The following is a 23,008-nucleotide window of genomic DNA, read 5'->3' as shown; positions in this document are numbered from 1 at the left end:
CGTGTGACGTCGCGGCTTCTTGCCGCCATCGCGCTCTGGTCTGTCTGTGCCGGCGCGTTTGCGTGGACCGCAGGCGGCACCGGTGCCACGGTCGTCGCGCCGACACCGGCTGTCGGTGCGGACGGCACTGAACTGCCGGTGAGCGAGCGGCACGGATGGTATCGCGGCATCGTCGGGCCTACCGTTGTGCCCGCGTCTCCGTCGAGTCCGAGCGTTGACCTGAGCGTGCCCGATGCCACCGTCGAACCCAAACCTGCGAGGCAATGGGACCGTGCGTTGCCGTTCTTCGCCCAACGGGTGATCGACCGTGGCTACGACCTGCCCAACCCCTATGACGTCGGGTACTCGTACTTCAACGGCACGCAACGGTACCAGTTGTCGAACCTGATGGTCGGCGCCAATGGCAACGGTCTGCGTTCGGCCGATTTCGTGCAATTCGATCAATCGCGCATTCGCAGCGAATCGAATCAGTTTCAGTTCGGCGCGTGGTTGTTCCCGTTCATGAACGTCTACGGCATTTTCGGCAACGTGCGCGGGCACGGCGATATCGGCATCAGCTTCTCGTCGCTCACCGCGCTGGAACAGTTCTTCGGCATCAACGTGGGCTGTGGCGGGCGGCGGCCCGGGCCCGAGTGCAGCAAGTCCATCAAATTGCCGACGCAGCAGGCGAACTACAGCGGCACCACCTATGGCGCGGGTTTCACGCTGGTCGGCACCTACGGCAACCTGTTCTTCTCGCTGCCGGTGACCTACACCGTGTCGAACATTTCGATGTCGGACAGCAGCATCCAGTCTTGGAATATCTCGCCGCGCATCGGGTGGAACGTACACCTTGGGGGCTACGGCATCCTCACGCCTTACATCGGCGCTACATGGTTTCGCACGCGCGCCACCATTACGGGGCACTTCGATATTCCGATCGACGCCGCCGGTGGACAAACCCAACGGCTCGACTATCAGATCGACGAATCGGTGGTCGGCGCATGGAGCGGCGTGGTGGGGGTGAGCTGGGCGGCAAGCAAGCGCTTCGGGCTGCTCGCGGAGATCGGCTACGGGTACAACCGTAGCGACGTAATTCTCACCGCCTTCCTGCGGTTCTGAGGTGCCGATGCCGGAATCGACTGGATCGAACCGAGTGAGACGCCCGCGTATGCCGTGGCGCATTGCCAGCCGACGGGTCAGTGGCGTGCTGGTCGTGTGGTCAGCCTTGACGGGGGCTACGCAGGCGGCCGAAGCCGATGCCGATGTCGCAGCGACGTCTCGCGACGCGTCGACTGCGTCGTCCCCAGCATCGCCGACGGCCGCCGCGCCGGCGGGCTGGCTCGACAGGTTGCTGGCGAAGCTGGGGGCGGCGGACAAAGTCGATGTGAGCCACGGCATGGATTGGGGTGTCATGCCCGGCCCGTTCTACAACCCCGAGATGGGATTCGGCATCGGCGCGGCGGCTGTCGGGCTATATCGGGCGCCGGGTGCGTTGGAGAGCACGCAACTCTCGACACTGACATTGCATGGGTTTCTCACGACCACCGGGGCCGTCGGTATCGGGGCGGACAACACCACCTTCTTCGGCGACGACAGTCACCGGTTCGTCTTTGCTGGCGCGCTCGTGAATATGCCGACCCAGTATTGGGGCGTGGGCTACGCGCGGGCGAGCGACGACGCAAACCGCGAGAAGTACACCAAGCGCAGCATCTTCGTGCAGCCGAAATTCCTGTGGCGAATCGTGCCGCAAACCTACGTCGGCATCGGGCTCGACGCGCATTACGACGCGGCCGCCAATCGCGACAAGGGCGACGCCAGTGCGTTTCTCAGCGACCCCGGCGGCCCCTACGTGCGCAGTATTGGCGTGAGCGCCAATTTCTCCTACGACACGCGCGATTTTCTGCCCAATCCGTATCAGGGGCAGGCGTTCATCATGACCGGCACGGTCTACCGGCGCGCCTTCGGCAGCAGCACCGCGTTCGAGTCGCTGGAATGGTCTTACGACCACTACACGCGCTTTCGCGAGCGCGACGTGCTGGCGCTCGACGTCTACGGCAAGTTCGGTTGGGGCGACGTGCCGTGGAGCATGATGCCGACCTTCGGCGACGGCAAACGGATGCGCGGCTACTTTCTTGGCCAGTACCGCGATCGCAACATACTCACCGTGCAACTGGAATATCGCGCCCATCTGGTCGGCCGGCACGGCATGGTGGTGTGGGCAGGGACGGGGGCCATCGCTAATCAGCCCGGCGATCTCGCGTCAGCTCACTGGCTGCCCAATGCCGGTGTGGGCTATCGGTTCGAATTTAAGCCACGGGTCAATGTGCGCTTCGATGTCGGCTTCGGCAAAGGCACACGCGGCGCGTATTTCCAGATCAATGAGGCGTTCTAAATGGGTTGGGGGCGCCTCGGCGCTCGTCGAGTCCCCACCGTGATGATCGATGTGTTCAGGAGAGAGCGATGACAGCAGCACCGAAGCGTGGCATTCCGTTCCGACAAGCCGTGTGCGGTGGCGTTATGGCCCTGTGCGCGCCCATGGCCGGGGCGCAAACGTCGGCGGAGGATGTGAACAAGAGCAATAACCCGCTCAATCTCGCGCCCTCGTTCAACGTGCAGAACTTCTACACGCCGTCCATCTTCGGCACCGACGGGCACACGAACGATTTCCTGCTGCGGCCTACGATCCCTTTCGGTCCGAACGGGCTGGTGCCGGTCCCGCAGATTCTTCGCGCAACGATACCGATCAGCACACGGCCCGACCCGAACGGGGGCTACAACACCGGGCTGGGGGATATCAATCTCTTCGATATCTTGTTGTTGAATCCGGGCGGATCCACTGAGATCGGTGTCGGGCCGCTGGTCACTATGCCTACCGCCACCGACAAGACGCTGGGCACCGGCAAGTGGCAAGCCGGGCTGGCCGCCGTCGCTATCAACGCGAGCAAGCAACGCCTTTTGGGGGCGTTGGTGCAGTGGCAGCACTCGTTTGCCGGCCAGTCGGACCGCCCGACCGTCCAGTCGCTGACCGCGCAGCCGGTCGTGATCTGGAATTTGCCCGAGGGCTGGTATCTGCGCTCCACCGGCACATGGACGTTCGATCTGCAACACGGCACGTATTACATCCCCATCGGCTTCGGTGCGGGTAAGGCGTGGAAAGCGGGCAAAACCATCTTGAATGCGTTCATCGAGCCGCAGTACTCCGTGGCGCACTCCGGCAACGTGCCGAAGTGGCAGATCTTTGCGGGGCTGAATATGACGTTCGGTCATTGATCGGCAAACGCGCCACGGCGGCCTGTCGAAAACGGCGGGAGAACGACGCGCTTAGTGGGTGCCGGTTACGCCTGCGACAGCGACATCGAGTCGTTTGCCGGCCGACGCAAGTGCCGCTGTGCGTTGCGTTAGGTGGGCCTGCTCCTGATCGAGCTCCTTGCGGGCTTGCGCAATCATGCGCTCGACTGACGCCGGGGCGGGGCCACCGATGCCGTTACGGCGCGCCACGTTCCGCACCGGGTCCAGCGCGTCGCGCACCGACGCTTCAGAGATGCGAACCGTGTGGCCGAGTTGCTGCTCGGCGGCGTGCCGGATCATGTCGACGGTAATCTGGTCGGCGCTCAGATTCGCCTGAATGGCCGAATCCACCACTTTCGCCACGATTTCGTGTGCGTCGCGGAAGTCGATGCCCGAGTCGCGCACGATCGCGTCGGCCAAATCCGTCATCGTCGAATAGTTCTTGGCCGCGTCGCGCAACATCTGCGCCTTGTTCACGTGCAGCGATTGCACGACACCCGTCATTGCCTGCGTGGCGGCGATCATGCCGTCGATCGAGCGGGGCTCCAACGCCACGCGCGCCACGCTGTGTTGATATTCGATGCCGTCGAGAGACACCAGAATCGACGTCAACGCGCCGACGCTGTTCGCGACGATGGCCCGGGTGCGCTCGATCGAATCCGGGTTTTTCTTCTGCGGCATGATGCTGCTGATGCCCGCGTAGGCGGAGTCGAGCTCTGCGAGTCGATACTCGTCCGTCGTCCACAACTGGATTTCAGAACCGAGGCGTCCGAGGTCGCTCAGGTAGATGGCGTTGTCGGCGGCGAATTCGGTGATGTGATCCCAACCGGCGGTGCCTTCGATCGTATCGACGACCAGACTGTCGAAGCCGAGAAGACTGGCGGTGCGCTCACGATCCAGCGGCCAGCCGGTACCTGCTGAGGCCGCTGCGCCAAGCGGGCTCTGGTTCATGCGGACATAGAGTTCCTCGTAGCGGTCGATGTCCTTTTTCAAGGCTTCCGACAGGGCCATCAAGTAGTGGCCGAGGGTAATCGGTTGCGCTTCCTTTCGGTGGGTATAGACCACCATCACCGTATCCATGTTGTCTGCGGCTTTATCAATGACGGCGGTGCGTAAAGCTATCAGTGCTGCGACCGTCCGGTTGATCTGGTCGCGATAGAACATGCGATTCACGGTGTTCGCGAGGTCGTTGCGGCTGCGTCCCGTGTGCATGCGGCCTGCCACTGAGCCGATCTCTTTCACGAGCGCTGCCTCGTAGGGCAGATAGGTGCGCAGCACCGGGTCCTTTGCTGCACGTGCATCGATGGTGTCGAGCCCGGTGAGAATCTTGCGCGCATCATCCTGGCTGATGATCCCTTTTTCCGCGAGCATGACGACGTGCGCGCGGTGTACTCGGACTTCATACGGAAACGTGGCGTCCGGCAGCGCCTTCGCGGCCGCGTCGAAGTCGTAGAGCGCTTGAAAACCCGGCGCCTTGGGCACCGACGTTCTGCCGATGCGGCTGGCATCAGGCGTTTGGGCTTGTGCGCCCCATGAAAGGCAGAGCACGGCTGCGGTGACGAGACGCAATGCGAGAGGTGTACGGTTCATCGATTTTCTTTTTGAGTTAAGTACGGGTGAACTGACCATGGGGGCGTTGTCTCCGATCAGTGCGCCAGCACAGCAATTGCGTGCGGGCCTGCGGTATTCTTTCGCATAACGATCGCTTGAAATAGCGATACTTTCTCTACCGTTGGTTGAGTTTTGCTATACCCAAGCGCCCATGAAGACCTTGCCCAAACATTTGCCGCCGCTGCCGGCACTCAGAGCCTTCGAAGCGGTCGCGCGGCTTGGCAGCGTCAGCCGGGCCGCCGATGAACTACACGTCACCAAGGGCGCCGTGAGCCAACAGATCAAGGCGCTGGAGCTCGACATCGGCGGCACGCTGTTACGGCGAGGCACGCGGGATCAAAAGGCGGAACCGACCGAACTCGGTACGGCGTTCCTCAGGTCGGTGCAACGCTCGCTGGGATTGCTGGAGATTGCGTGCCGGGAGACCCGGTTAGCGGCAAGCGGCTACCAGAGGCGGCGACTTTCCCTTTCTGCCAATGCGTCATTCAGCGCGCTTTGGCTGGTGCCACGTATCGGGCGCTTCATGGAGCAACGGCCCGACATCGACATCGAAGTCCACCTCCATACGAATCAAAACCCCAGTTGGAAAACACGCGATATCGATCTCGCATTTCTGCATATCAATGACCGGGGTTCGCGCGTTGCCCAGCCGGACGACGTGCCGTTGGTGGGAGAGACGGTTGTGCCGGTTTGCAGCCCGTCTCTCGTTGCCAGATCCCGGCACGACGATCCGGCGTTGTTCACGCGGCATCGACTGATTGCCGAGGACCATACGGCCAGCCCGGAAACGTCGTGGGACGCTTGGCTGGATCGCATGGGGGTGGCGAGTGGCGCTTCGCGCGACCCGCTCATCCTGCATGGCATGAGTGCGGTCGTCTCGGCCGCCGTGTCGGGCGTGGGCATTGCGCTGGGCCGCACGCCGCTGATCGACGAGGAAGTCGCGGCGCGCCGGTTGGTGATTCTTGTGCCGGATCTCAGGCTGGCGGGCTCATGGCGCTATGTCATGCGGCCTCATCCGGAGCGGGCGCCGGATGAGGCGGTGAAGGCGTTTGTCGAATTTTGCTGCAACGAGACCGCGCTACCTCGCTAGCTGTCCTCTGAATGACGGATATCGTGGCGCGCCGATGTTGCTTACAATGCGCGAAAAATCGGGTTCCCCGCAGGCGCTATGAAGCTCACATTCCTCACACTTATTCTGGTTTTTTCTGCGGCAGCCACGCCGGCGATCGCCCAAACCGCTGGCGATAACATCGGCGGCGTCTGGGGCTTTTCTCCCGTCCCAACTGACCGGTCGACAAAGGGCGCCGTGCAGGAAGTGACCAACCTGCCGCCGGTGACGGGGCAGGGCGCGCTGGGCATCTGCTTTGCCCACGTGGCGTCGACGATGCTAACGGCAGAGAATTGCCGGGCGCTGAAGACCGACTGTAAGGCGGTGACCGACGCCGAAGTGTTCTCGCCACTGGCACTGGCGAGCATTTGGGGCCGGCAGAAGACGAGGGATGCTGCCGCCGCATCTGACAATCGCAAGGCGCCGGCGGACAGCGGGTCGCTCAACGTCAGCGAAGCGGGCAATTCTGCGATGATCCTTCAGGTGGTGGCTTACGACACCGGCGCCGCACCGTCGCTCGCCTGCGCCTCGAAAAAGATCATGACGCCCGGCTATACGGACGCTCTTGCGACGCAGCGCGAGCTGGATATGTGGAACCGGACCAAGGCGATCTTCCGGCAGTTGCACGATGAGGCCAAGTCCGTCGACGTGAATTGCACAGACTGCATCAAGACGTTCGAGTCGTCCCACGCGACAGACGTGTCCTTTCTCACCGAGACGTTTCCGGCGATCAGCAAGAAGAAGGCCCGATCGGTATCTGCGCTGGCCGAGCCGGACTACGGTCAGTTCCTTTACCGGCTCGCCGTGCCTGCCGAGTGTGTACGACTCAGCAGGAGCGTGATGTTCGAGAGCATGCACAAAGTCAGTGTCAGGTTTTATCCGCAGCCGGCGGAATCCGACACGCCGGGATCGAAGCCAACCAAGAATGCGGCCAGTCGCGGCAACTACAAGCAGGCGATCGAGGTGATCCGTACCGCACTCGCCGATCAACGTCCGCTCGCTTTAGGCAATATTTGTCTCGACAAGACCCCGACCGCCGAGGGGTGCAAGAATTCACACGAGGTGGTCGTCGTCGGCCTGAAATCCACCTGTGACGCGAAAAACCGCTGCACCGACGCCATTCGTGTCGTCAACAGTTGGGGCGACGATTGGCAGAAAGATAATGGCGACGGCTGGGTCGATGCGAAGACGCTGCTGGACCGCACGTTCTACAAGCCGCCGATATTGGTTTGGTTTGCCGATAGAAAATAGCCGTCAACCGGCTGCTTGAAGCACGATGCCACTCACGGCCTGCGCACGGGCGGCCGCTGCGGCCAGCCGTTGCGGATCGTTACCATGCACGCGCAGCAAGGCGTCACCGGCGCGCACCGATTGCCCGACGGTGCAAAGCAGGTCGACGCCTGCCCCCATATCGCTCGGTGCGCCGGCATCGCGGGCAATGCCGGAGACTTCCCAGCCATCGATGGTGGTCACTACGCCGTCTGTTTGAGCAACGATGTCGACGTATGACGGGGCAGGCATAGCGAAGTCTTTTCGCCCCTGCGCGTCGACAATTCGCTCGAAGGCACGTCGCGCATCGCCGCTGGCCAGCAGTTGTTCTGCGATGGCGTGCGCCTTCACAAGATCGCCGCCGAGTGCCGGATGCCACGACAGAATGCGGGCGGCAAACGTCAACGCCTTGGCACGCAGATCCTTGGGCGCTTCGGCCTCGCTGTTCAGCACTTGCAGCACGTCGCGCAGTTCCAGTGCGGGACCGATGCCGCGGCCTATCGGTGCGCGCCCATCAGTGGCGAACGCCTGCACCGTCATCCCCAGCGCGGCACCCACGCGCTCGAACAGCGCGCCCAACATTCGCGCCTGCGCCTCGTCGGCCATCTTAGCTTGCGGCCCCCAAGGCAGATCCACGACGACGTGCGTCGCGCCTGCGCAAAACTTTTTCGACAGAATCGACGCCACCGACCAGCGACGCGTATCGAGCCGGAGCGGCCGCACCATCGCGTTCGTCACGTCGTCGACGCGGGAATGATTGAGCCGGCCATTCCATACGATGCAGCCGCCAGCCTGCTCGACGGCGGCACGCACCTCCATGGCATCGAGATCGACCCGCGCCGCCGCTTCCATCGCGTCGGCAGTCCCGGCGGCAGAAGTGATGGCACGTGAAGACGTTTTCGGCATGCACAGTCCGTACGCTACAACGAGCGGTACGACGATCAGCGTGATGCGACTGCCGGGCACGCCGCCCATCGAATGCTTGTCGACGACCATCGGCCGCCCCCAGTCGATGCGCGGCATCAAGCGTGTGCGCGCCCGGGTGAGCGCAACGATCTCGTCGTCGTCGATGTGCTCGATCAGCAATTGCAGCAGCGCCTCGCCCTCATCGGGGGCGTAGCGGTCATACATCAGATCGTCGAGCAGTTGGCCCCACGAGGCTTCATCGAGCGATACCCCCGCGCGCTTGGCGTCCGCCAATTCGCGGCTTTTCGGCAGCTGTGCGCAGGCCTGCAACGCGGCGGTAAAGCGCGCGATGCCGACATCGCTAGTGCTGTCGTTCGACACACGCACGAGCGGCACGCCGGCGGGATAGGCCGTGACTGTGCGAGCCAGCCGTGCAGCGATTTGTTCGGGCGTTTCGCGCCCGCGTCCTGCGATGCGCGCGGCGAGGACTTCCACCGGCGCACTGACTTCCACAATGATCAACCGCTGCACGCGGCCGATGAGTTTGGGCAGGATGGCCCGCGAGCCATTGGCGACGACATGGCGGCCTTGCGCAAGCACGTCACGCAAGCCGGCGTCGAGCCCGTAATGCAGCCCGTGGGCCTGCCAGGTCACCAGAAACGCACCCGCAGCGTCACGCGCGGCGAATTCGGCCTCGGTGACGCCGATGTGCGCTTCCCCCGGGGCATCGCCGGCGCGTGTAATGGTGCGCGTGGCGAAGACGTAGCGGTCGCTGTTCGCGAGGCACGCGCGTGCACCGTCGATCAGCGTGTCCTTGCCGGCCCCGCTGGGGCCGACCACGAAGAAAAATATCCCGGGGAGCGTCATCGTCGATATCCCTTGGATCAGGCTTCGTCCAGACCGATATCGACGGCCGGGGCCGATTGCATGATCTTGCTCGTCGAAATGTAATCGACGCCGGTTTCAGCGATCGGACGAATCGTCTCGAGACGAATGCCGCCCGAAGCTTCGACCTTGCACTTGCCGCCAATCATCGCGACGGCTTTGGTCATGTCTGCGACCGACATATTGTCGAGCATGATGACGTCCACGTCGGTCTCCAGTGCTTCGGCGACCTGATCGAGACGATCGCATTCGACTTCCACTTTGGTCAGCATCGGCACGAGCTTTCGTGCGCGCGCCACGGCGGCCGTAATGCTGCCGGAGACGGCGATGTGGTTGTCCTTGATCATCACGCCGTTATCCAGCCCCAGACGATGGTTCAGCCCGCCGCCGCAGCTCACCGCATGCTTTTCCAGCATGCGCAGACCGGGCGTCGTCTTGCGGCTGTCGAGCAGGCGGGCACGCGTGCCTTCGATGGCGGCCACATAGCGGGCCGTCTCGTTGGCGATGCCGCTCATACGCTGCACGATGTTCAGGGCGGTGCGCTCCGCCGTGAGGATGCTGCGGGCATTGCCGGAAACGTGCAGCAGGATGGCGCCCTTCGGGGCGTGCTGCCCGTCGCGCACCTTCACGTCGACCTTGAGGGTCGGGTCGTAGCGCAGGAAAATTTGCGCCGCGATATCGATGCCGGCAACGATTACCGGCTCACGGGCGTTCATCACGAAGGCACCCGTGGCAGAGTCGTCAATCATCGTCTGCGCCGTGAGGTCGCAATAGCCGATGTCTTCGGTAAGCCAAAGGTCGATCAGACGGTCAACAGCAAAACGGTCGTACATGGCAGCTCCTCGGTCAGGACTCGGAAGGGTTGATTCGTAGCGTACACACTTAATATTTGCGCTTCAAGGAAAACAATTCCATTCGTCGCTAGAGGAAAACCCTAGGGCTATGAGGTGGCGTTCTATCTCCGCCTTTACAGGGCTTTGTGCGGAGAGTTTCAGTGCATTCGGCGGGCATGTTTTGCGACTTATTTTTCTAGCGCATACGCTTTTTATTCATGCTATACATCCGTCAGTGCCGAGCGCACACGCCCGAATTCTCGCCGGGCGGACGATCCACCCAGACTCTTACGCTACCCGGGAATCGCCATGTCCTCTCTCTCTACGCCAGACCTGGTCACGCAGGCGAGCGCGTCGAATACCGACGCTGACGCGCTGTACCGCAAGGTCACCGTGCGCCTGATCACGTTCTTCTGCCTGTGTTATTTCGCCGCCTATCTCGACCGGATCAATGTCGGACTGGCCAAATTGCAGATGCTCAACGCGCTGCAATTCAGCGATACCGTCTACGGGCTCGGGGCCGGCCTGTTCTTCGCCGGCTATATCCTCTTCGAGGTGCCCAGCAATCTGATTCTTCAGAAGGTGGGCGCCAAGCTGTGGATTGCCCGCATCATGATCACGTGGGGCCTGATCTCGGGGGCGACGGCGTTTGTCACCACCCCGATGCAGTTCTACGTGCTGCGCTTCCTGCTTGGCGTCGCCGAAGCGGGCTTCTTGCCCGGCGTGCTGCTGTATCTGACGCGCTGGTACCCCGATGAACGCCGGGCGCGCATCATCGCGCTGTTCATGGTCGGCTTGCCGCTCTCCAGCATGATCGGCAGTCCGTTGTCGGGTTGGATCATGCAGATGTTCGACGGCGCCCATGGTTTCGGCGGCTGGCAGTGGCTGTTTGTCATCGAGGCCATTCCGTCCGTCGTGCTCGGGGTGGCGATCTTCATGTATCTGCCGAACGATATCGCATCGACCCGCTGGCTCACGCCGCAGGAGAAGACCGTGCTGCTGGCCAACCTCGACAAGGACGCCGGGGTTCACAAGCGCCACAATCTGGGCGCCGCCTTCACCGATCTGAAGGTCTGGATCCTCGGGCTGGTCGACCTTTGCGTGCTGCTCGGTTTGTACGGCGTGAGCTTCTGGCTGCCGACGATCCTGAAAGACACGGGCGTGCGCGACACCTACACGATCGGCTGGCTGATGGCCATTCCGAATGCACTCGCCGTAGTCGGCGTGCTGGTGTGGGGCGCGCGCTCGGACCGGCTGCGCGAGCGTCGCTGGCACATCGTGCTGCCGTTTCTGCTGTCGGCGGTGGCCATGTTCATCTTCGCGAGCGGCAACCATGGCACGGCAATGACGGTGGTGTTGTTCTCGCTCATCAATCTGGGCGCGGCCGCTGCGATGCCGGTGGTGTGGGCGTTGCCGTCAACGTTTCTGAAGGGATCGGCGGCCGCGGCAGGCATTGCATTTGCCTGCTCGCTGGCGAATCTCGGCGGCTTCTTCAGCACGTACTTCATTGGCTGGCTTCGCGACACGTTCCATTCGCAGTCAGCCGGCATCTACGGCTTTGGTGTCTGTATGGTGATTGGCTGCGCACTTGCGCTGTCGTATCCGAAGCACGTGGTCAATCGTTGAGCGTAGCGCGGGCGCCGGACGGTGCCCGCATTGCGAACAGGAAAAAAAGCCGGCAAAAGCCGGCTTTTTTCATGCGCTGCGGAGGGATGGCGACGGGAGTGCTTAGCCGGCGAGCGCCTTACCGGCCTGCACATCCATCAACGACGTCACAGGCAAGCGATGCCGGCGCGCCGTCAATTCCGCGGCAATCGATACGGCGATCTCCGGCGGCGTGCGTCCGCCCAAATGCAGCCCCACGGGGCCACGCAGACGCGCAAGCGCGGCTTGCGTCACGCCGAAGAGCTGCAACCGCTCCCGGCGTTTGTCGTTGTTTCTGCGTGAACCAATCGCGCCGACGTAAAACGCGGGCGACATCAGCGCCTCCATCAGGGCGAGGTCATCGAGTTTGGGGTCGTGCGTGAGTGCAACCACGGCCATGCGGGCATCGGGACGCATGCCGATGACGGTGTCGTCCGGCATGGTGCGCACCAGCGTGACGCCCGGCATGTGCCAACCGTCGCGATATTCCTCACGCGGATCGCAGACCGTGACGGCGTAATCGAGGGTGAGCGCAATGTTGGCGACGTATTGGGTGAGTTGTCCGGCCCCGATCAGCAGCAGCCGCCACGTGGGGCCGTGCGTGGTCACCAAACTCGCCCCGTCGAACACACAAGTGTCGCCGTCGACGTGCTCGGCGAGCGGAGCCAGCGTAACGCGTCCCGTGGCCATGTTGAGCGTGCGGTGCACGGCGCGGCCGTTGCAAATCGCTTCGATCAGACCGGGCAGGGCGCTGGCGCTGGACAACGTTTCACGCACCAGCCGCATCGTGCCGCCGCAGGGCAGGCCGAAGCGATGCGCTTCGTCGGCACTGACGCCGTACTCGATGAGTTCGGGGAGCTCGTGGAGTGGCCCGGGCGGGCCGCTGCGTTGCAAGCGATCGATCAGATCGTCTTCAATACAGCCGCCGGACACCGAGCCGACGAGCCGGCCGTCATCGCGAATCGCCAGCGTGGCACCCGGTGGACGCGGTGACGAGCCCCATGTCGCGACGACGGTGAACAACTGCACGCCGCGCCCTTGCGATAGCCAGCGTGAAGCAGTTTCGAGAACTTCGCGATCGACGCTGTGCATGGGCGGGGGCTCCGTAGCGTGTCAGTGGCAGGGCAGTGGCGTGATCAGTGAGACGGGGCGGTGCGGGCGCGCGCCGCCGCAGCGTCGAGATCGCGCCACGCGGGTTGGTCAGGCGCATAGCGTGCGCGGATATACGACGCGAGCTCGGCGATCTGGCGATCGTCGAAGGCGTCGCGAAAACCCGGCATGTAGCCGAGCGCCTCGGTAGCGGGCTGGTCGATGCCATTCATCAGAACATGCATGAGGTTGTCGGGCTTGGCCTGACTCACGCTCGTGTTGAGTCCCATGAGCGGGCGCACGCCAAAGTGTCCGACGCCGCCCGACTCCGTATGGCAGACGGCGCATGCCGCCTCGAAGGTGCGCCGCCCGTTCTCCAGACCTAGCGTTGTGGCGAGGTCGACGCCGCTCGCGCGTTGGCGGGCAAGGTCGGCGACCTGCGAAGCATTCGTCTGCGGCGAGAGCGAAGCAATGTAATGCGCAATCGCCCGGACATCCGTTTCGGGCAGTGCCGCGAGGCCGGACACGACCGGTGCCATTGGCCCTGCGGCAACCCCGTGTTCGGGCGAGAAGCCGGTTCGCAGGTAGTCGAACAGGGCCGCTTCTGTCCACGGCACCGGTGCGTCAGCGGATGCCACGAGTGGCGGCGCGCGCCAGCCCTCGGCTTCGCCGCCGCGCAAATACAGCTTCTCGCGCTCGGCACCCAGCATATTGCGCGGCGTGTGGCAGGCGCCGCAGTGGCCCGCGCCGTCGACGAGATAGCGGCCGCGATTCCACAGCGTCGATTGCGCGGGATCGGGGCGATATTCGGTTGTGTCGTGATACAGCCAGTTCCAGCCGGCCACCAGACGCCGTTGGTTGAGAGGGAAGGGCAGCGCAGTCTTCGGCGGGGTATTGGCGACGGCGGGCTGCGACATCAGATAGGCGTACAGCGCGAGCATGTCGGGCTCGCTCATCTTCGCGAACGCGGTGTACGGGAAGGCCGGATACAGATGGGAGCCGTCGCGCGAAATGCCCTCGCGCATGGCACGGGCAAACGCCGCGTACGACCACCGGCCGATACCGGTCTCGGCATCCGGCGTGAGGTTGGTCGAATAGACCGTGCCGAACGGTGTCTCCAGCGCAAGGCCACCCGCATTGACGGCACCGCCCGAGGCCGTGTGACAGACGGCGCAGTCACCGGCCAATGCCACCTGACGGCCACGCTCGAGCGTCGCACTGGACCATAGCGTGTTGTCAGCCGCCGTGATTGGCGCGAGCGCCGGCGCACCGGGCAGCATCGCGCACGCCAACCCGATCAATCCGCCCATTACGCCGCCAATTCCCCCGCCCGCGAGCCAGCGGCGCCAGCGTGCCGGGCGACGCTGATTGGCGGGGGCATTTTCCGGTGACACGTTCGCGTCGCGGAGCGCGCTGCGCAGGCTGGCCGGATCGAAGGGCGGACGGCGCAACCGAACGCCGGTAGCGTCGAACAACGCGTTGGCAATGGCCGCCGCCGCCGGTGCCGCAGAGCGTGCCAGACGCTCGGCGTCCATGCTTGAGACGGTGTGGGGCGCGTCTGCGCTGTTCTGCGTTGAGATTAAGGCACGCCGAAGTGCGAGCGCCAAAGCGGCCTGTCCGTCGCCCGCGCTACCGGTTTCATCGTGCGTCGCGTCAGCATCCCACGCCATCCCCAACGCACGCTGCATCGCGTCGGTGATCTGCCACGCAGGCAGGCCGCCAACTTCTGGCGCTGCGCCGGGCTCGCCGGTCGCCTGACCCGCGACCACGCGACGAATGGCGATTTCACCCGATTGCGGATTCACGTCGAGATCGACGACCCACGCCGACCATGTGTCCGGGGCAGCGCCTTCGCTTTCGGCCGATGTCTCGCCGTCGAAGGCGAAACCCCGGCCCCGTTGCCAGCCGGTGGGCGCGCCGATGGCGTCGGCCCGTTCCGGCAATCCCCACGCAGCGCGTTGCGCCACCATGCGAATCACTTCGCGGGCGCCGGCGTCGCGTTCGGGGTCGAGATGGTATAGCCGGTAGCCGACCGGGTCGTGATCGGCTTCGACGGCGACTTCATCCATGAACGATTCGCGCGCGAACGTATGCGCTTGCGGCGGAATGCGGTGCCCCGCGTCGCTCACCTGCACCGCACTGGCGTCGAGCCGATACAACTGCGGCGGTAGCGCAGCGGCATCTTGCGAAGGCAGCACGGGAAGCGCTGCATCGCCGGGCGCGACATCGCTGCCAACGTCTGCGCGATAGCGCCACGTGCGGAGTGTGCCGTCAGTGCGGGTTTGGGCCGCCACATCGAGGTGCGCGACCGCATCGCCGTCGCGCGTGGGCCAGCCGTAGGTGGCGTGCGGCCCGTCATCCTGCGGCGATGTGGTGTCAGCCTCGCTCAGCGCGGCACGACGTGAACTGCCGTCAAGCGCGCGATGGCGCGCGTCGTCATCGAACCGGGTCATGTCGCAGATATTGCGCCGCACGGTGCACGGCCTTGACGATTTCGTAGTGCGTGCCGCAGCGGCACAGGTTGAAGCGCAGCGCGTCGTGGATCGCGGCGTCGTCGGGCATCGGATTACGGTCGAGCAGCGCCTTGGTGCTCATGATCATGCCGTTCAGGCAATAACCGCATTGGGCAGCCTGCTCATCGATGAACGCGCGCTGGATGGGGTGCAGGTCGTCGACACTGCCTAAGCCTTCGAGCGTTGTGACTTCGCGTTCACGCGCCACGCTGACGGGCACCACGCACGAGCGCGTCGGCTGGCCATCGACCAGTACCGTGCAGGCGCCGCACTGACCCAGCCCGCAGCCGTACTTGGGGCCGTTGAGGGCAAGATCGTTGCGCAATACGTAGAGCAGTGGCGTATCCGGGGTGGCGTCGGCCACGACGTGCGGCGCGCCGTTCACGCACAGCGCAATGGGTCCTGCAACGGAATTCGGTACAGCCATGGGCAGGCTCGCAGACGAAGAATCGGGGTAACGGCATCCGGACCGCGTACATCGCATACATCACGTACGCCGGACACGTCACCCCGCAGGTTCATGCAAGTCCCGTGCCCGCCACTCAGGCGGCAGCCGTCAACGGCGGCGCCACCGTCAGCGACGAGGCGGGAACGAGGGGAATCTCGAACACATCGTAGCCGAATACCCAAGCAGGATCCTCATTGGTGCGCAGCCACGTATTGTTGTGGGACACGCGCTGCACCTCGGAGGCGCGCGCCGCGCGGTTTGCCTCGTAAAGTGCAAAGGCATTGCCGTAGTCGGTCACGCCCACTTCGTCGAGGCAGCGCGTGAGCATCGCGGCGTCTTCGATGGCCATGGCGGCACCCTGTGCCATGTGCGGCTTCATGGGGTGGCAAGCGTCGCCAAGCAACACCAGACGGCCACGGCTCCACATCGGCAACGGGTCGCGCTCCAGCAGCGGCCATTTGGTGATCGTCGGCGAGACTTCGATCAAGTGCTGAACGTCGGCGTGATAGCCCGCAAACGCTTCGAGCATTTCCTCGCGGCTGCTCGGCAGCATCGAGACGCCCTCCGGCCATTCCTTCTGCGGCACACCGGTCACGTAGTAGTACTCGTCCTTCTTCTCGGTCACGTAGTAGACCATCATGTGGCGGTCTTCAGACCACCACTTCACGCACATGTCGTAAGGCTTGTTGCCCAGCAACGACGCCGGGAACACGGCGCGGTGTGCCACATAGCCGGTGTAGCGCGGGGGCTCCGCGCCCAGCAGATGCTCGCGAATCTTCGAATTGACGCCGTCCGCACCGATCAGGATGTCGGCCGTCTCGGTGGTGCCGTCGGTGAACGTCAGGCGCACCTCGTTGCCCGTGTCTTCCACCGATTGCAGGCATTTGCCGAAGCGGATCGTGCCGGGCGCAACCGCCTGCGTCATCAGCGCATGAAAGTCGCCACGGTGCACGGTCAGGTAGGTCGCGCCATAGGTCTTCAACGCGAAGTCGCCCAACGGAATCTGCGACAGCGCTTCCGCCGTCTTCCAGTCGCGGCTGTACCAAAAGTCAGGGTGCGAGCCCATCACGTTCAGCGCATCTTCGATGCCCAGACGACGCATGATTTTCATCACGTTGGGCCCGAGGTGAATGCCGGCACCCAAACGGGAGAAGGCGGGCGCCTGCTCGTACAGCGCGACGTTGTAGCCGCTGCGTTCCAACAGGCCGGCAGCGGCCGTGCCGCCCAAGCCTGCGCCAATGATGGCGATGCGTGGTTTGCTCATGGAGGCTCCTGATCGTACGCCCGGCACGGTCGGGGACAAGAGGGATGTCCGGGCTGGTTGAGTTCGGTGATTCGTAGCGTACACACGATAAATTTCAATCGCAAGAGAAAAAATACCGTCTCCGCGTTTACCCGAAATCAAATAATTGTTTTTCTTTTTCAACAAGGGTTTCGGGGAAATTTAGCGACTTCGCCATGATTTTCTATCGTGTTGCGCAAATCAAATGTGTGCGCTAGAGTTTCTCGCATCCTGACCATTTATCGTGTGTGCACGACAAATTTGCCGCACGCCAATCAGGTCGCCACCCCTCGGGAGAATGCCCTTATGAGCAAGCGCTACCGCATCGGCCAGATCGTGCCGAGTTCCAACACCACCATGGAAACCGAAATCCCCGCGATGCTGCGGCTGCGCGAAACGATCCGGCCGGAACGGTTCACGTTCCACTCAAGCCGGATGCGCATGAAGAAGGTCGTCAAGGAAGAACTTGCCGCGATGGACGCCGAGTCGGATCGCTGCGCCCTTGAACTGAGCGATGCGCGCGTGGATGTGCTCGGTTACGCCTGCCTCGTGGCGATCATGGCCATGGGGCACGGCTATCACCGTATCTCGCAGAAGCGGCTGACCGAGCAGACCATTGCCAATGGCGGTGCGGCGCCGGTGCTCACCAGCGCAGGGGCGCTGGTCGATGCGTTGCGCGTGATCGGCGCCAAACGCATCGTGGTGGTCGCGCCGTACATGGTGCCGCTCACCGAGCTCGTGGTCGACTACATCCGCAACGAGGGCTTCGACGTGATCGCCTACCGTGCACTGGAAATTCCGGACAACCTCGATGTCGGCCGCCACGATCCGAGCCGTCTGCCGGACATCGTCAAGACACTGCCTTACCAAGACGCCGACGCGATCGTTCTGTCGGCATGCGTGCAGATGCCCTCGCTGCCAGCCGTTGCGCAAGTTGAGGCCATGACCGGCAAGCCGGTGATTACCGCGGCCATCGCTACGACCTACGCGATGCTGCGCGAGCTCGATCTGGAGCCGATCGTGCCGGGCGCGGGTGCGCTGCTGTCCGGTGCGTACTGAGGCGCCGGCCTTTCCTGTTCGACGTCCCGACTATTCCGGAGTCTGCTTCATGCCCTCGACCTTTCAGTACGGCGCGAATGTCGCTGCCAATGGCATTCGCCAGCATTACCTGCGCTACGGCGGCGCGCACGGCGCACGTGCGGCGCGACCGGCCATCGTGCTCATTCCCGGCATCACCAGCCCCGCTGTGACGTGGGGCTTCGTTGGCGAGGTGCTCGGCCGCGAGTTCGACACCTATGTGCTCGACGTGCGGGGGCGCGGCCTGTCGAGTGCATCCCCCGAACTGGATTACAGCCTCGATGCGCAAGCCGATGACGTGGCGGCCCTGATGGCCGCACTCAAGCTGGACCGCACGATCCTCGTCGGCCATTCGATGGGCGCTCGCATTGCCGCGCGCGCCGCCATGCGCGAGCCCCGTGGGCTGGTGTCGGTGGTGCTGGTCGATCCGCCGGTGTCCGGCCCGGGCCGTCGCGAGTACCCCGGCAAGCTGCCGTGGTACGTCGACTCGATGGCACTCGCCCGCGCCGGCACGGATGCCGAGGGCATGCGCGCGTTCTGCCCCACGTGGACCGAAGAAGAGCGCACGCTGCGCGCCGAATGGCTGCATACCTGCGACGAGCGCGCGGTGCTCGCGTCATACGAAGGCTTTCACACGGACGACTTCCACGCCGATGCCGCGCGCCTGCAAGTGCCGTCGTTGTTGATCACAGCACAGAACGGCGACGTGGTGCGCGACGACGATGTGGCCGAGTTGCAGCAGGCCACGCCGACGATGCGTCATGTGCGCGTGCCGAACGCTGGCCACATGATTCCGTGGGACAACGCGGCCGGTTTCTACGCCGCGTTCGGCGACTTCCTCGGGGCGAAGGTGGGCGGCCCCGTCACCGCCTGACGCCACTCTGAAACAGGAGCCAACGCATGGCCATCAGCGATTACCAATTGATCGAAGCGTGGAAAGAGGTGCTCACGCTCTCGAAGCTTGAGCGCGGCCAGACCGTCACGATTCTGACCAGCGCATCGACGCATCCGCAAACCCTCCAGTGCGCATTGATCGCCACCCAGTCGATGGGCGCCATCGTCAACCGGCTCGATCTGCCGCCGGTCAATGGCGACAAGGCATTCAGCCGTGATTCGCTGGCGTATCTCGGCACGACGCCGCTGACCGGCAACCGCGCCGCGATTGCCGCGCTCAAGGAAAGCGACCTCGTGCTCGACCTGATGACGCTGCTGTTCTCGCCGGAACAGCACGACATTCTCAAGAGCGGCACCAAAATCCTGCTCGCGGTCGAGCCGCCGGAAGTGCTGGCGCGCATGGTGCCGACGCTGGCGGACAAAACCCGCGTGCTGGCCGCTGCGGCCAAGCTGAGCGCCGCGCGGGAGATGCGGGTGACGTCGCCGGCAGGCACGTCGTTCATTTGCCCAATGGGCGAATTCGGCCCGACGGCGGAGTACGGTTTCGTCGATGAACCGGGGCGATGGGATCACTGGCCGAGCGGCTTTGCGCTGTCGTATCCGAACGATCACACCGCGCACGGCACCATCGTCATTGATCGCGGCGACATTCTCCTGCCCCAAAAGCGCTACGTCACCGAGCCGATCGTCCTGACCGTCGAGAAGGGTTATGCGACACGCATCGAAGGCGGCGTCGATGCCGCGCTGCTGCGCGACTACATGGAGACGTTCCGCGACCCGGAGGGCTACGCCATTTCGCACATCGGCTGGGGGCTGCAACCCCGGGCGCGCTGGTCGACACTGGGCCTGTACGACAGGGAAGCCACCATCGGCATGGACGCGCGCGCCTTCGAAGGCAACTTCCTGTTCTCGCTCGGTCCGAACAACGAAGGCGGCGGCAGCCGCACCACGACTTGCCACATCGACATTCCGCTGCGCAACTGCACCGTGTCGCTCGATGACGCCGTCGTGGTCAAAGACGGCCGGGTGGTCAACGAATGAATCTTGCGGCGCCACGCCGCGCAGAACACCCCGGGCTGCGGCCCGGCCAGCATTTCACCGCGAGACAACCGACATGAGTGATACCCCGCAACACGCCGAAGCCCACGTCTATCAGCGGCAAGGTTTCGGCACGCCGCTGCCCGTGCACGGCAACATCGGCTTGCTGATTGTCGATCTGGTGGTCGGCTTTGCCGATCCGAAGACTTTTGGCGGCGGCAACATCCCCCAAGCCATTGCGCGAACGGTCGATGCGCTGGCATTGGCGCGCCGGCACGGCTGGCCGGTGGCGCATAGCCGCATCGTCTACGCCGACGACGGCAGCGACGACAACGTTTTCTCGCTCAAGGTGCCGGGCATGGCGACGCTCACGGAAGATCACCCGAACAGCGCCATCGTGCCCGAGCTCACGCCGATGCCGGGCGAGCTCGTCGTTCGCAAGGTCGTGCCGTCGGCATTCTTCGGCACGCAGCTCGCGCCTTGGCTGTCGCAGCGCGCCGTGCAGACGCTGCTCGTGGCCGGGGCGGTGACCAGCGGATGCGTGCGGGCGAGCGTGGTCGACGCGATGTCGTATGGCTTTCGGCCGCTGGTGTTGTCCGACTGCGTGGGCGACCGTGCCATTGCGCCGCACGAGGCGAACCTGTTCGACATGCAGCAAAAATATGCGGCAGTGATGCCGCTGGCGGACGCCATTAACGAAATTGAGGGAATGAAGCAGGGCAGTCGCTGACAGGGCGACGAAATGACGGCGCGGTTGACGCGCCAATATTGTCCCCCTAGCGTGATGACTGGCACGGTGCGAGGGCACCTGCCGAACCACAGGAATCTCCGCTCGTGAACCGCTCTGAATTGCTGGCGCGCGACGGCTGCCTGACGGTAATCCGCCAGCCTGCCGTGCCGGTCAAGCCCGCGCCGGGCCAGCCCGGCAGTCATTCAACCTTCGTGCCCGTCGTGGCCGAAGTCTTTGTCGCCGTGCTCGACGACGGCCGCATTCTTGCTTTCAACGGTCACGTCGACCTCGGCACCGGCATCCGCACATCGTTGGCGCAGATCGTGGCCGAGGAACTCGACGTCGAGGCCGCGCAGGTTCAGATGCAGTTGGGGCACACGGACGCCACGCCCAATCAGGGCCCGACCATCGCGAGCGCGACGATTCAAATCTCCGCGGTGCCGCTGCGCTGCGCCGCCGCGCAGGCGCGCCACGCACTGATCGAACTGGCGAGCCGCCGCTTCGGTATTCCGGTGACGAATTTGCGCTGCGACGGCGGCCGCGTCTTCGGCGAAAACGATGCCGGCACCGCGTGCAGCGCTTCATTCGCGGACCTCGTCAAGGGTGAGCGCATCGCGCTCACGCTCGACTTGCAAACCTCCGTCAAAGATCCCGCAACCTACCGCGTCGTCGGCAAATCGTCGCACCGAGTCGATCTGCCCGCCAAGGCGAGCGGGCAACTGACGTTCGTCCACGACATGCGCGTGCCGGGCATGCTGCACGGCCGCGTGGTGCGGCCACCTTACAGCGGCATCGATACGGGCGAGTTCGTCGGCACGTCGCTACGCTCGGTCGACGAGTCGTCGGTCGCGCATCTGCCGGGCGTCAAGGCTGTTGTCGTTATCGGCGACTTTGTCGGCGTGGTCGCCGTGCGCGAGGAGCAAGCCATCCGGGCCGCGCGCGAGCTGCGTGTGACATGGAAACCGTTGCCCGGCCTGCCGTCGATGGATGACCCTGCGGCAGCCATTGCGTCGGCGCCGGCCAAACGCCGCGCGCTGCTGGACGAGGGCGACGTCGACGCCGCACTCGCTCGCGACGACGTGGTAGTGCTTGAGCGCACCTATGTGTGGCCGTACCAGATGCATGGTTCCATCGGGCCTTCGTGTGCGGTGGCGGACTATCGCGCGGCCGACGCCGGGCGAATCACTGTCTGGTCCGGCACACAGAATCCGGTGTCGTTGCGTTACGACTTGGCGCAGCTGATATCGCGTGACGAGGCAGACATCGACATCGTTCGCATGGAGGCGGCGGGCTGCTACGGACGCAATTGTGCCGACGATGTGTGCGGCGACGCCTTGCTGCTTTCGCGTGCGGTAGGGGCTCCCGTACGTGTGCAACTGTCGCGCGCCGACGAACACCTGTGGGAGCCGAAGGGCACAGGGCAGGTGGTCAAGGTGCGCGGTGCGGCGACGCGCGACGGCGAATTGCTGGCCTACGACTTCGCTTCACGCTACCCGTCGAACGACGCGCCGATTCTCGCGGCGTTGTTGACGGGCCAAGTGCCACCGACGGGTGGCGTGTTCGAGATGGGCGACCGCACGGCGGTGTCGCCCTACGAAAGCCCGAACCGCCGCTTTGTCTGCGACGACATGGCGCCCTTGGTGCGCGCGTCATGGTTTCGCGGCGTCTCGGCACTCCCCAATTCGTTTGCACACGATTCGTTCGCCGATGAGATGGCCGCCGCCACCGGCGTCGATCCCTTGCAGTTCAAGCTGCATCACCTCAAGGACACACGCGCCGTCGAGTTGGTGACGGCCGTCGCCGCACGGGCCGGCTGGACGCCACGCTCACAAGATCCGTCGCGCTGGGATACCGGCCAACGCTACGTTCACGGGCGCGGTGTGGCCTATGCGCGCTACGTTCACAGCCGCTTCCCGGGCTTCGGTGCGGCATGGTCGGCGTGGATTGCCGATGTGCTGGTCGATCGTGTTACGGGAGAAGTGAGGGTCGAGCGCGTCACGGTCGGGCAAGACACCGGCACGATGGTCAATCCCGACGGGGTGCGCCATCAACTGCACGGCAATGTCGTGCAGGTTCTCAGCCGCTCGCTCAAGGAGCGCGTTCGATTCGTCGATGGAAGGGTGGCGAGTCGCGAGTGGGGGAGCTATCCGATTTTGACGTTTGCCGAACTGCCCGCACTGGATGTCGTGCTGATGCCGCGTCAGGGCGAGCCGCCGATGGGGGCAGGGGAGTCGGCGTCGGTGCCGGGGCCCGCGGCGCTGGCCAATGCGATCTACGACGCCACCGGTGTGCGCATCGTCGCCCCGCCTTTCACGCCCGAGACCGTGCGCGCCGCGTTGGCGCAGGCCGGGCGGTTGCTGCGTTCACCACAACCGGCGGCCACGTCGGCCTAACCACAGGGCGCCCGGTGC

General features: G+C 64.3%; 18 protein-coding genes. 11 read left to right on the top strand and 7 right to left on the bottom strand.

The annotated features are described in order from the left end of the window. Positions 1-3 precede the first annotated feature (3 nt). From PIN31009_RS12175 to PIN31009_RS12165, 3 genes are all read left to right on the top strand, one after another. A complete protein-coding gene (locus tag PIN31009_RS12175; RefSeq protein ID WP_246185636.1) occupies positions 4-1,101 on the top strand; it encodes a hypothetical protein in 1,098 nt (365 codons plus the stop codon). Between the two features lie 49 nt (positions 1,102-1,150). Beyond that, on the top strand, positions 1,151-2,374 hold the full coding sequence (locus tag PIN31009_RS12170) for a BamA/TamA family outer membrane protein (protein ID WP_150790423.1): 1,224 nt from the start codon (positions 1,151-1,153) through the stop codon (positions 2,372-2,374). A gap of 68 nt (positions 2,375-2,442) precedes the next feature. Beyond that, the gene (locus PIN31009_RS12165; RefSeq protein ID WP_246185635.1) at positions 2,443-3,252 is read left to right on the top strand and encodes a hypothetical protein; all 810 of its coding nucleotides are present in this window, start codon (positions 2,443-2,445) and stop codon (positions 3,250-3,252) included. Positions 3,253-3,303: 51 nt separating this feature from the next. On the opposite strand, the gene argH is transcribed toward PIN31009_RS12165, so the two are convergent. After that, the gene (argH, locus tag PIN31009_RS12160) at positions 3,304-4,860 is read right to left on the bottom strand and encodes an argininosuccinate lyase (RefSeq protein WP_174997135.1); all 1,557 of its coding nucleotides are present in this window, start codon (positions 4,858-4,860) and stop codon (positions 3,304-3,306) included. Between the two features lie 172 nt (positions 4,861-5,032). On the opposite strand from argH, the gene PIN31009_RS12155 reads away from it, so the two are divergent. Both PIN31009_RS12155 and PIN31009_RS12150 read left to right on the top strand, forming a co-directional pair. Next, on the top strand, positions 5,033-5,971 hold the full coding sequence (locus PIN31009_RS12155; RefSeq protein WP_150790421.1) for a LysR substrate-binding domain-containing protein: 939 nt from the start codon (positions 5,033-5,035) through the stop codon (positions 5,969-5,971). A 78-nt stretch (positions 5,972-6,049) separates the two neighbouring features. Further along, positions 6,050-7,240, top strand: a complete 1,191-nt coding sequence (locus PIN31009_RS12150) for a C1 family peptidase (RefSeq protein ID WP_150790420.1) — start codon at positions 6,050-6,052, stop codon at positions 7,238-7,240. A gap of 3 nt (positions 7,241-7,243) precedes the next feature. Here the strand turns inward: PIN31009_RS12150 and phnN are convergent, their stop codons facing one another. Next, positions 7,244-9,031: a phosphonate metabolism protein/1,5-bisphosphokinase (PRPP-forming) PhnN gene (phnN, locus tag PIN31009_RS12145; protein ID WP_150790419.1), complete on the bottom strand. Its 1,788-nt coding sequence runs from the start codon at positions 9,029-9,031 to the stop codon at positions 7,244-7,246. Between the two features lie 17 nt (positions 9,032-9,048). Then, positions 9,049-9,882, bottom strand: a complete 834-nt coding sequence (gene nadC / locus PIN31009_RS12140) for a carboxylating nicotinate-nucleotide diphosphorylase (RefSeq protein WP_150790418.1) — start codon at positions 9,880-9,882, stop codon at positions 9,049-9,051. Positions 9,883-10,191: 309 nt separating this feature from the next. Between nadC and PIN31009_RS12135 the strand changes: the two genes are divergently transcribed. Continuing rightward, entirely contained in the window at positions 10,192-11,508 is a 1,317-nt protein-coding gene (locus tag PIN31009_RS12135; protein WP_150685418.1) for an MFS transporter, read from the top strand. A gap of 102 nt (positions 11,509-11,610) precedes the next feature. Here PIN31009_RS12135 and PIN31009_RS12130 read toward each other — a convergent pair whose 3' ends face one another. The 4 genes from PIN31009_RS12130 to PIN31009_RS12115 all read right to left on the bottom strand — a co-directional run bounded on the left by PIN31009_RS12130 (position 11,611) and on the right by PIN31009_RS12115 (position 16,840). Beyond that, positions 11,611-12,618, bottom strand: coding sequence for an XdhC family protein (locus PIN31009_RS12130; RefSeq protein ID WP_150790417.1), 1,008 nt, complete (start codon positions 12,616-12,618; stop codon positions 11,611-11,613). A 44-nt stretch (positions 12,619-12,662) separates the two neighbouring features. Continuing rightward, positions 12,663-15,068 (bottom strand): c-type cytochrome, encoded by a 2,406-nt coding sequence (locus tag PIN31009_RS12125; protein WP_150790416.1) that lies wholly within the window; start codon positions 15,066-15,068, stop codon positions 12,663-12,665. Next, positions 15,052-15,555 carry a (2Fe-2S)-binding protein gene (locus tag PIN31009_RS12120; RefSeq protein ID WP_150685421.1) on the bottom strand — a complete coding sequence of 168 codons (504 nt, stop codon included), beginning with the start codon at positions 15,553-15,555 and terminating at the stop codon, positions 15,052-15,054. Before PIN31009_RS12120 ends, PIN31009_RS12125 begins: the two co-directional genes overlap by 17 nt. A 115-nt stretch (positions 15,556-15,670) precedes the next feature. After that, positions 15,671-16,840, bottom strand: coding sequence for an FAD-dependent monooxygenase (locus tag PIN31009_RS12115; RefSeq protein ID WP_150790415.1), 1,170 nt, complete (start codon positions 16,838-16,840; stop codon positions 15,671-15,673). A 324-nt stretch (positions 16,841-17,164) separates the two neighbouring features. Between PIN31009_RS12115 and PIN31009_RS12110 the strand changes: the two genes are divergently transcribed. The 5 genes from PIN31009_RS12110 to PIN31009_RS12090 all read left to right on the top strand — a co-directional run bounded on the left by PIN31009_RS12110 (position 17,165) and on the right by PIN31009_RS12090 (position 22,990). Then, complete coding sequence (locus PIN31009_RS12110) at positions 17,165-17,917, top strand: maleate cis-trans isomerase family protein (protein ID WP_058378690.1); 753 nt, start codon at positions 17,165-17,167, stop codon at positions 17,915-17,917. A gap of 49 nt (positions 17,918-17,966) precedes the next feature. Beyond that, positions 17,967-18,809 carry an alpha/beta fold hydrolase gene (locus PIN31009_RS12105; RefSeq protein WP_150790414.1) on the top strand — a complete coding sequence of 281 codons (843 nt, stop codon included), beginning with the start codon at positions 17,967-17,969 and terminating at the stop codon, positions 18,807-18,809. A gap of 26 nt (positions 18,810-18,835) precedes the next feature. Further along, positions 18,836-19,870 carry a 2,5-dihydroxypyridine 5,6-dioxygenase NicX family protein gene (locus tag PIN31009_RS12100; RefSeq protein WP_150685424.1) on the top strand — a complete coding sequence of 345 codons (1,035 nt, stop codon included), beginning with the start codon at positions 18,836-18,838 and terminating at the stop codon, positions 19,868-19,870. Between the two features lie 73 nt (positions 19,871-19,943). After that, on the top strand, positions 19,944-20,597 hold the full coding sequence (locus tag PIN31009_RS12095; RefSeq protein ID WP_150685425.1) for an isochorismatase family protein: 654 nt from the start codon (positions 19,944-19,946) through the stop codon (positions 20,595-20,597). Positions 20,598-20,701: 104 nt separating this feature from the next. Further along, positions 20,702-22,990, top strand: coding sequence for a xanthine dehydrogenase family protein molybdopterin-binding subunit (locus PIN31009_RS12090; protein ID WP_150790413.1), 2,289 nt, complete (start codon positions 20,702-20,704; stop codon positions 22,988-22,990). Positions 22,991-23,008 lie beyond the last annotated feature (18 nt).

The organism is Pandoraea iniqua (assembly GCF_902459685.1).
GTDB classification, from domain to species: Bacteria; Pseudomonadota; Gammaproteobacteria; order Burkholderiales; family Burkholderiaceae; genus Pandoraea; species Pandoraea iniqua.
Note: the sequence above shows the minus strand (reverse complement) of the source record. Positions and strands in the feature narration are given on the sequence as shown.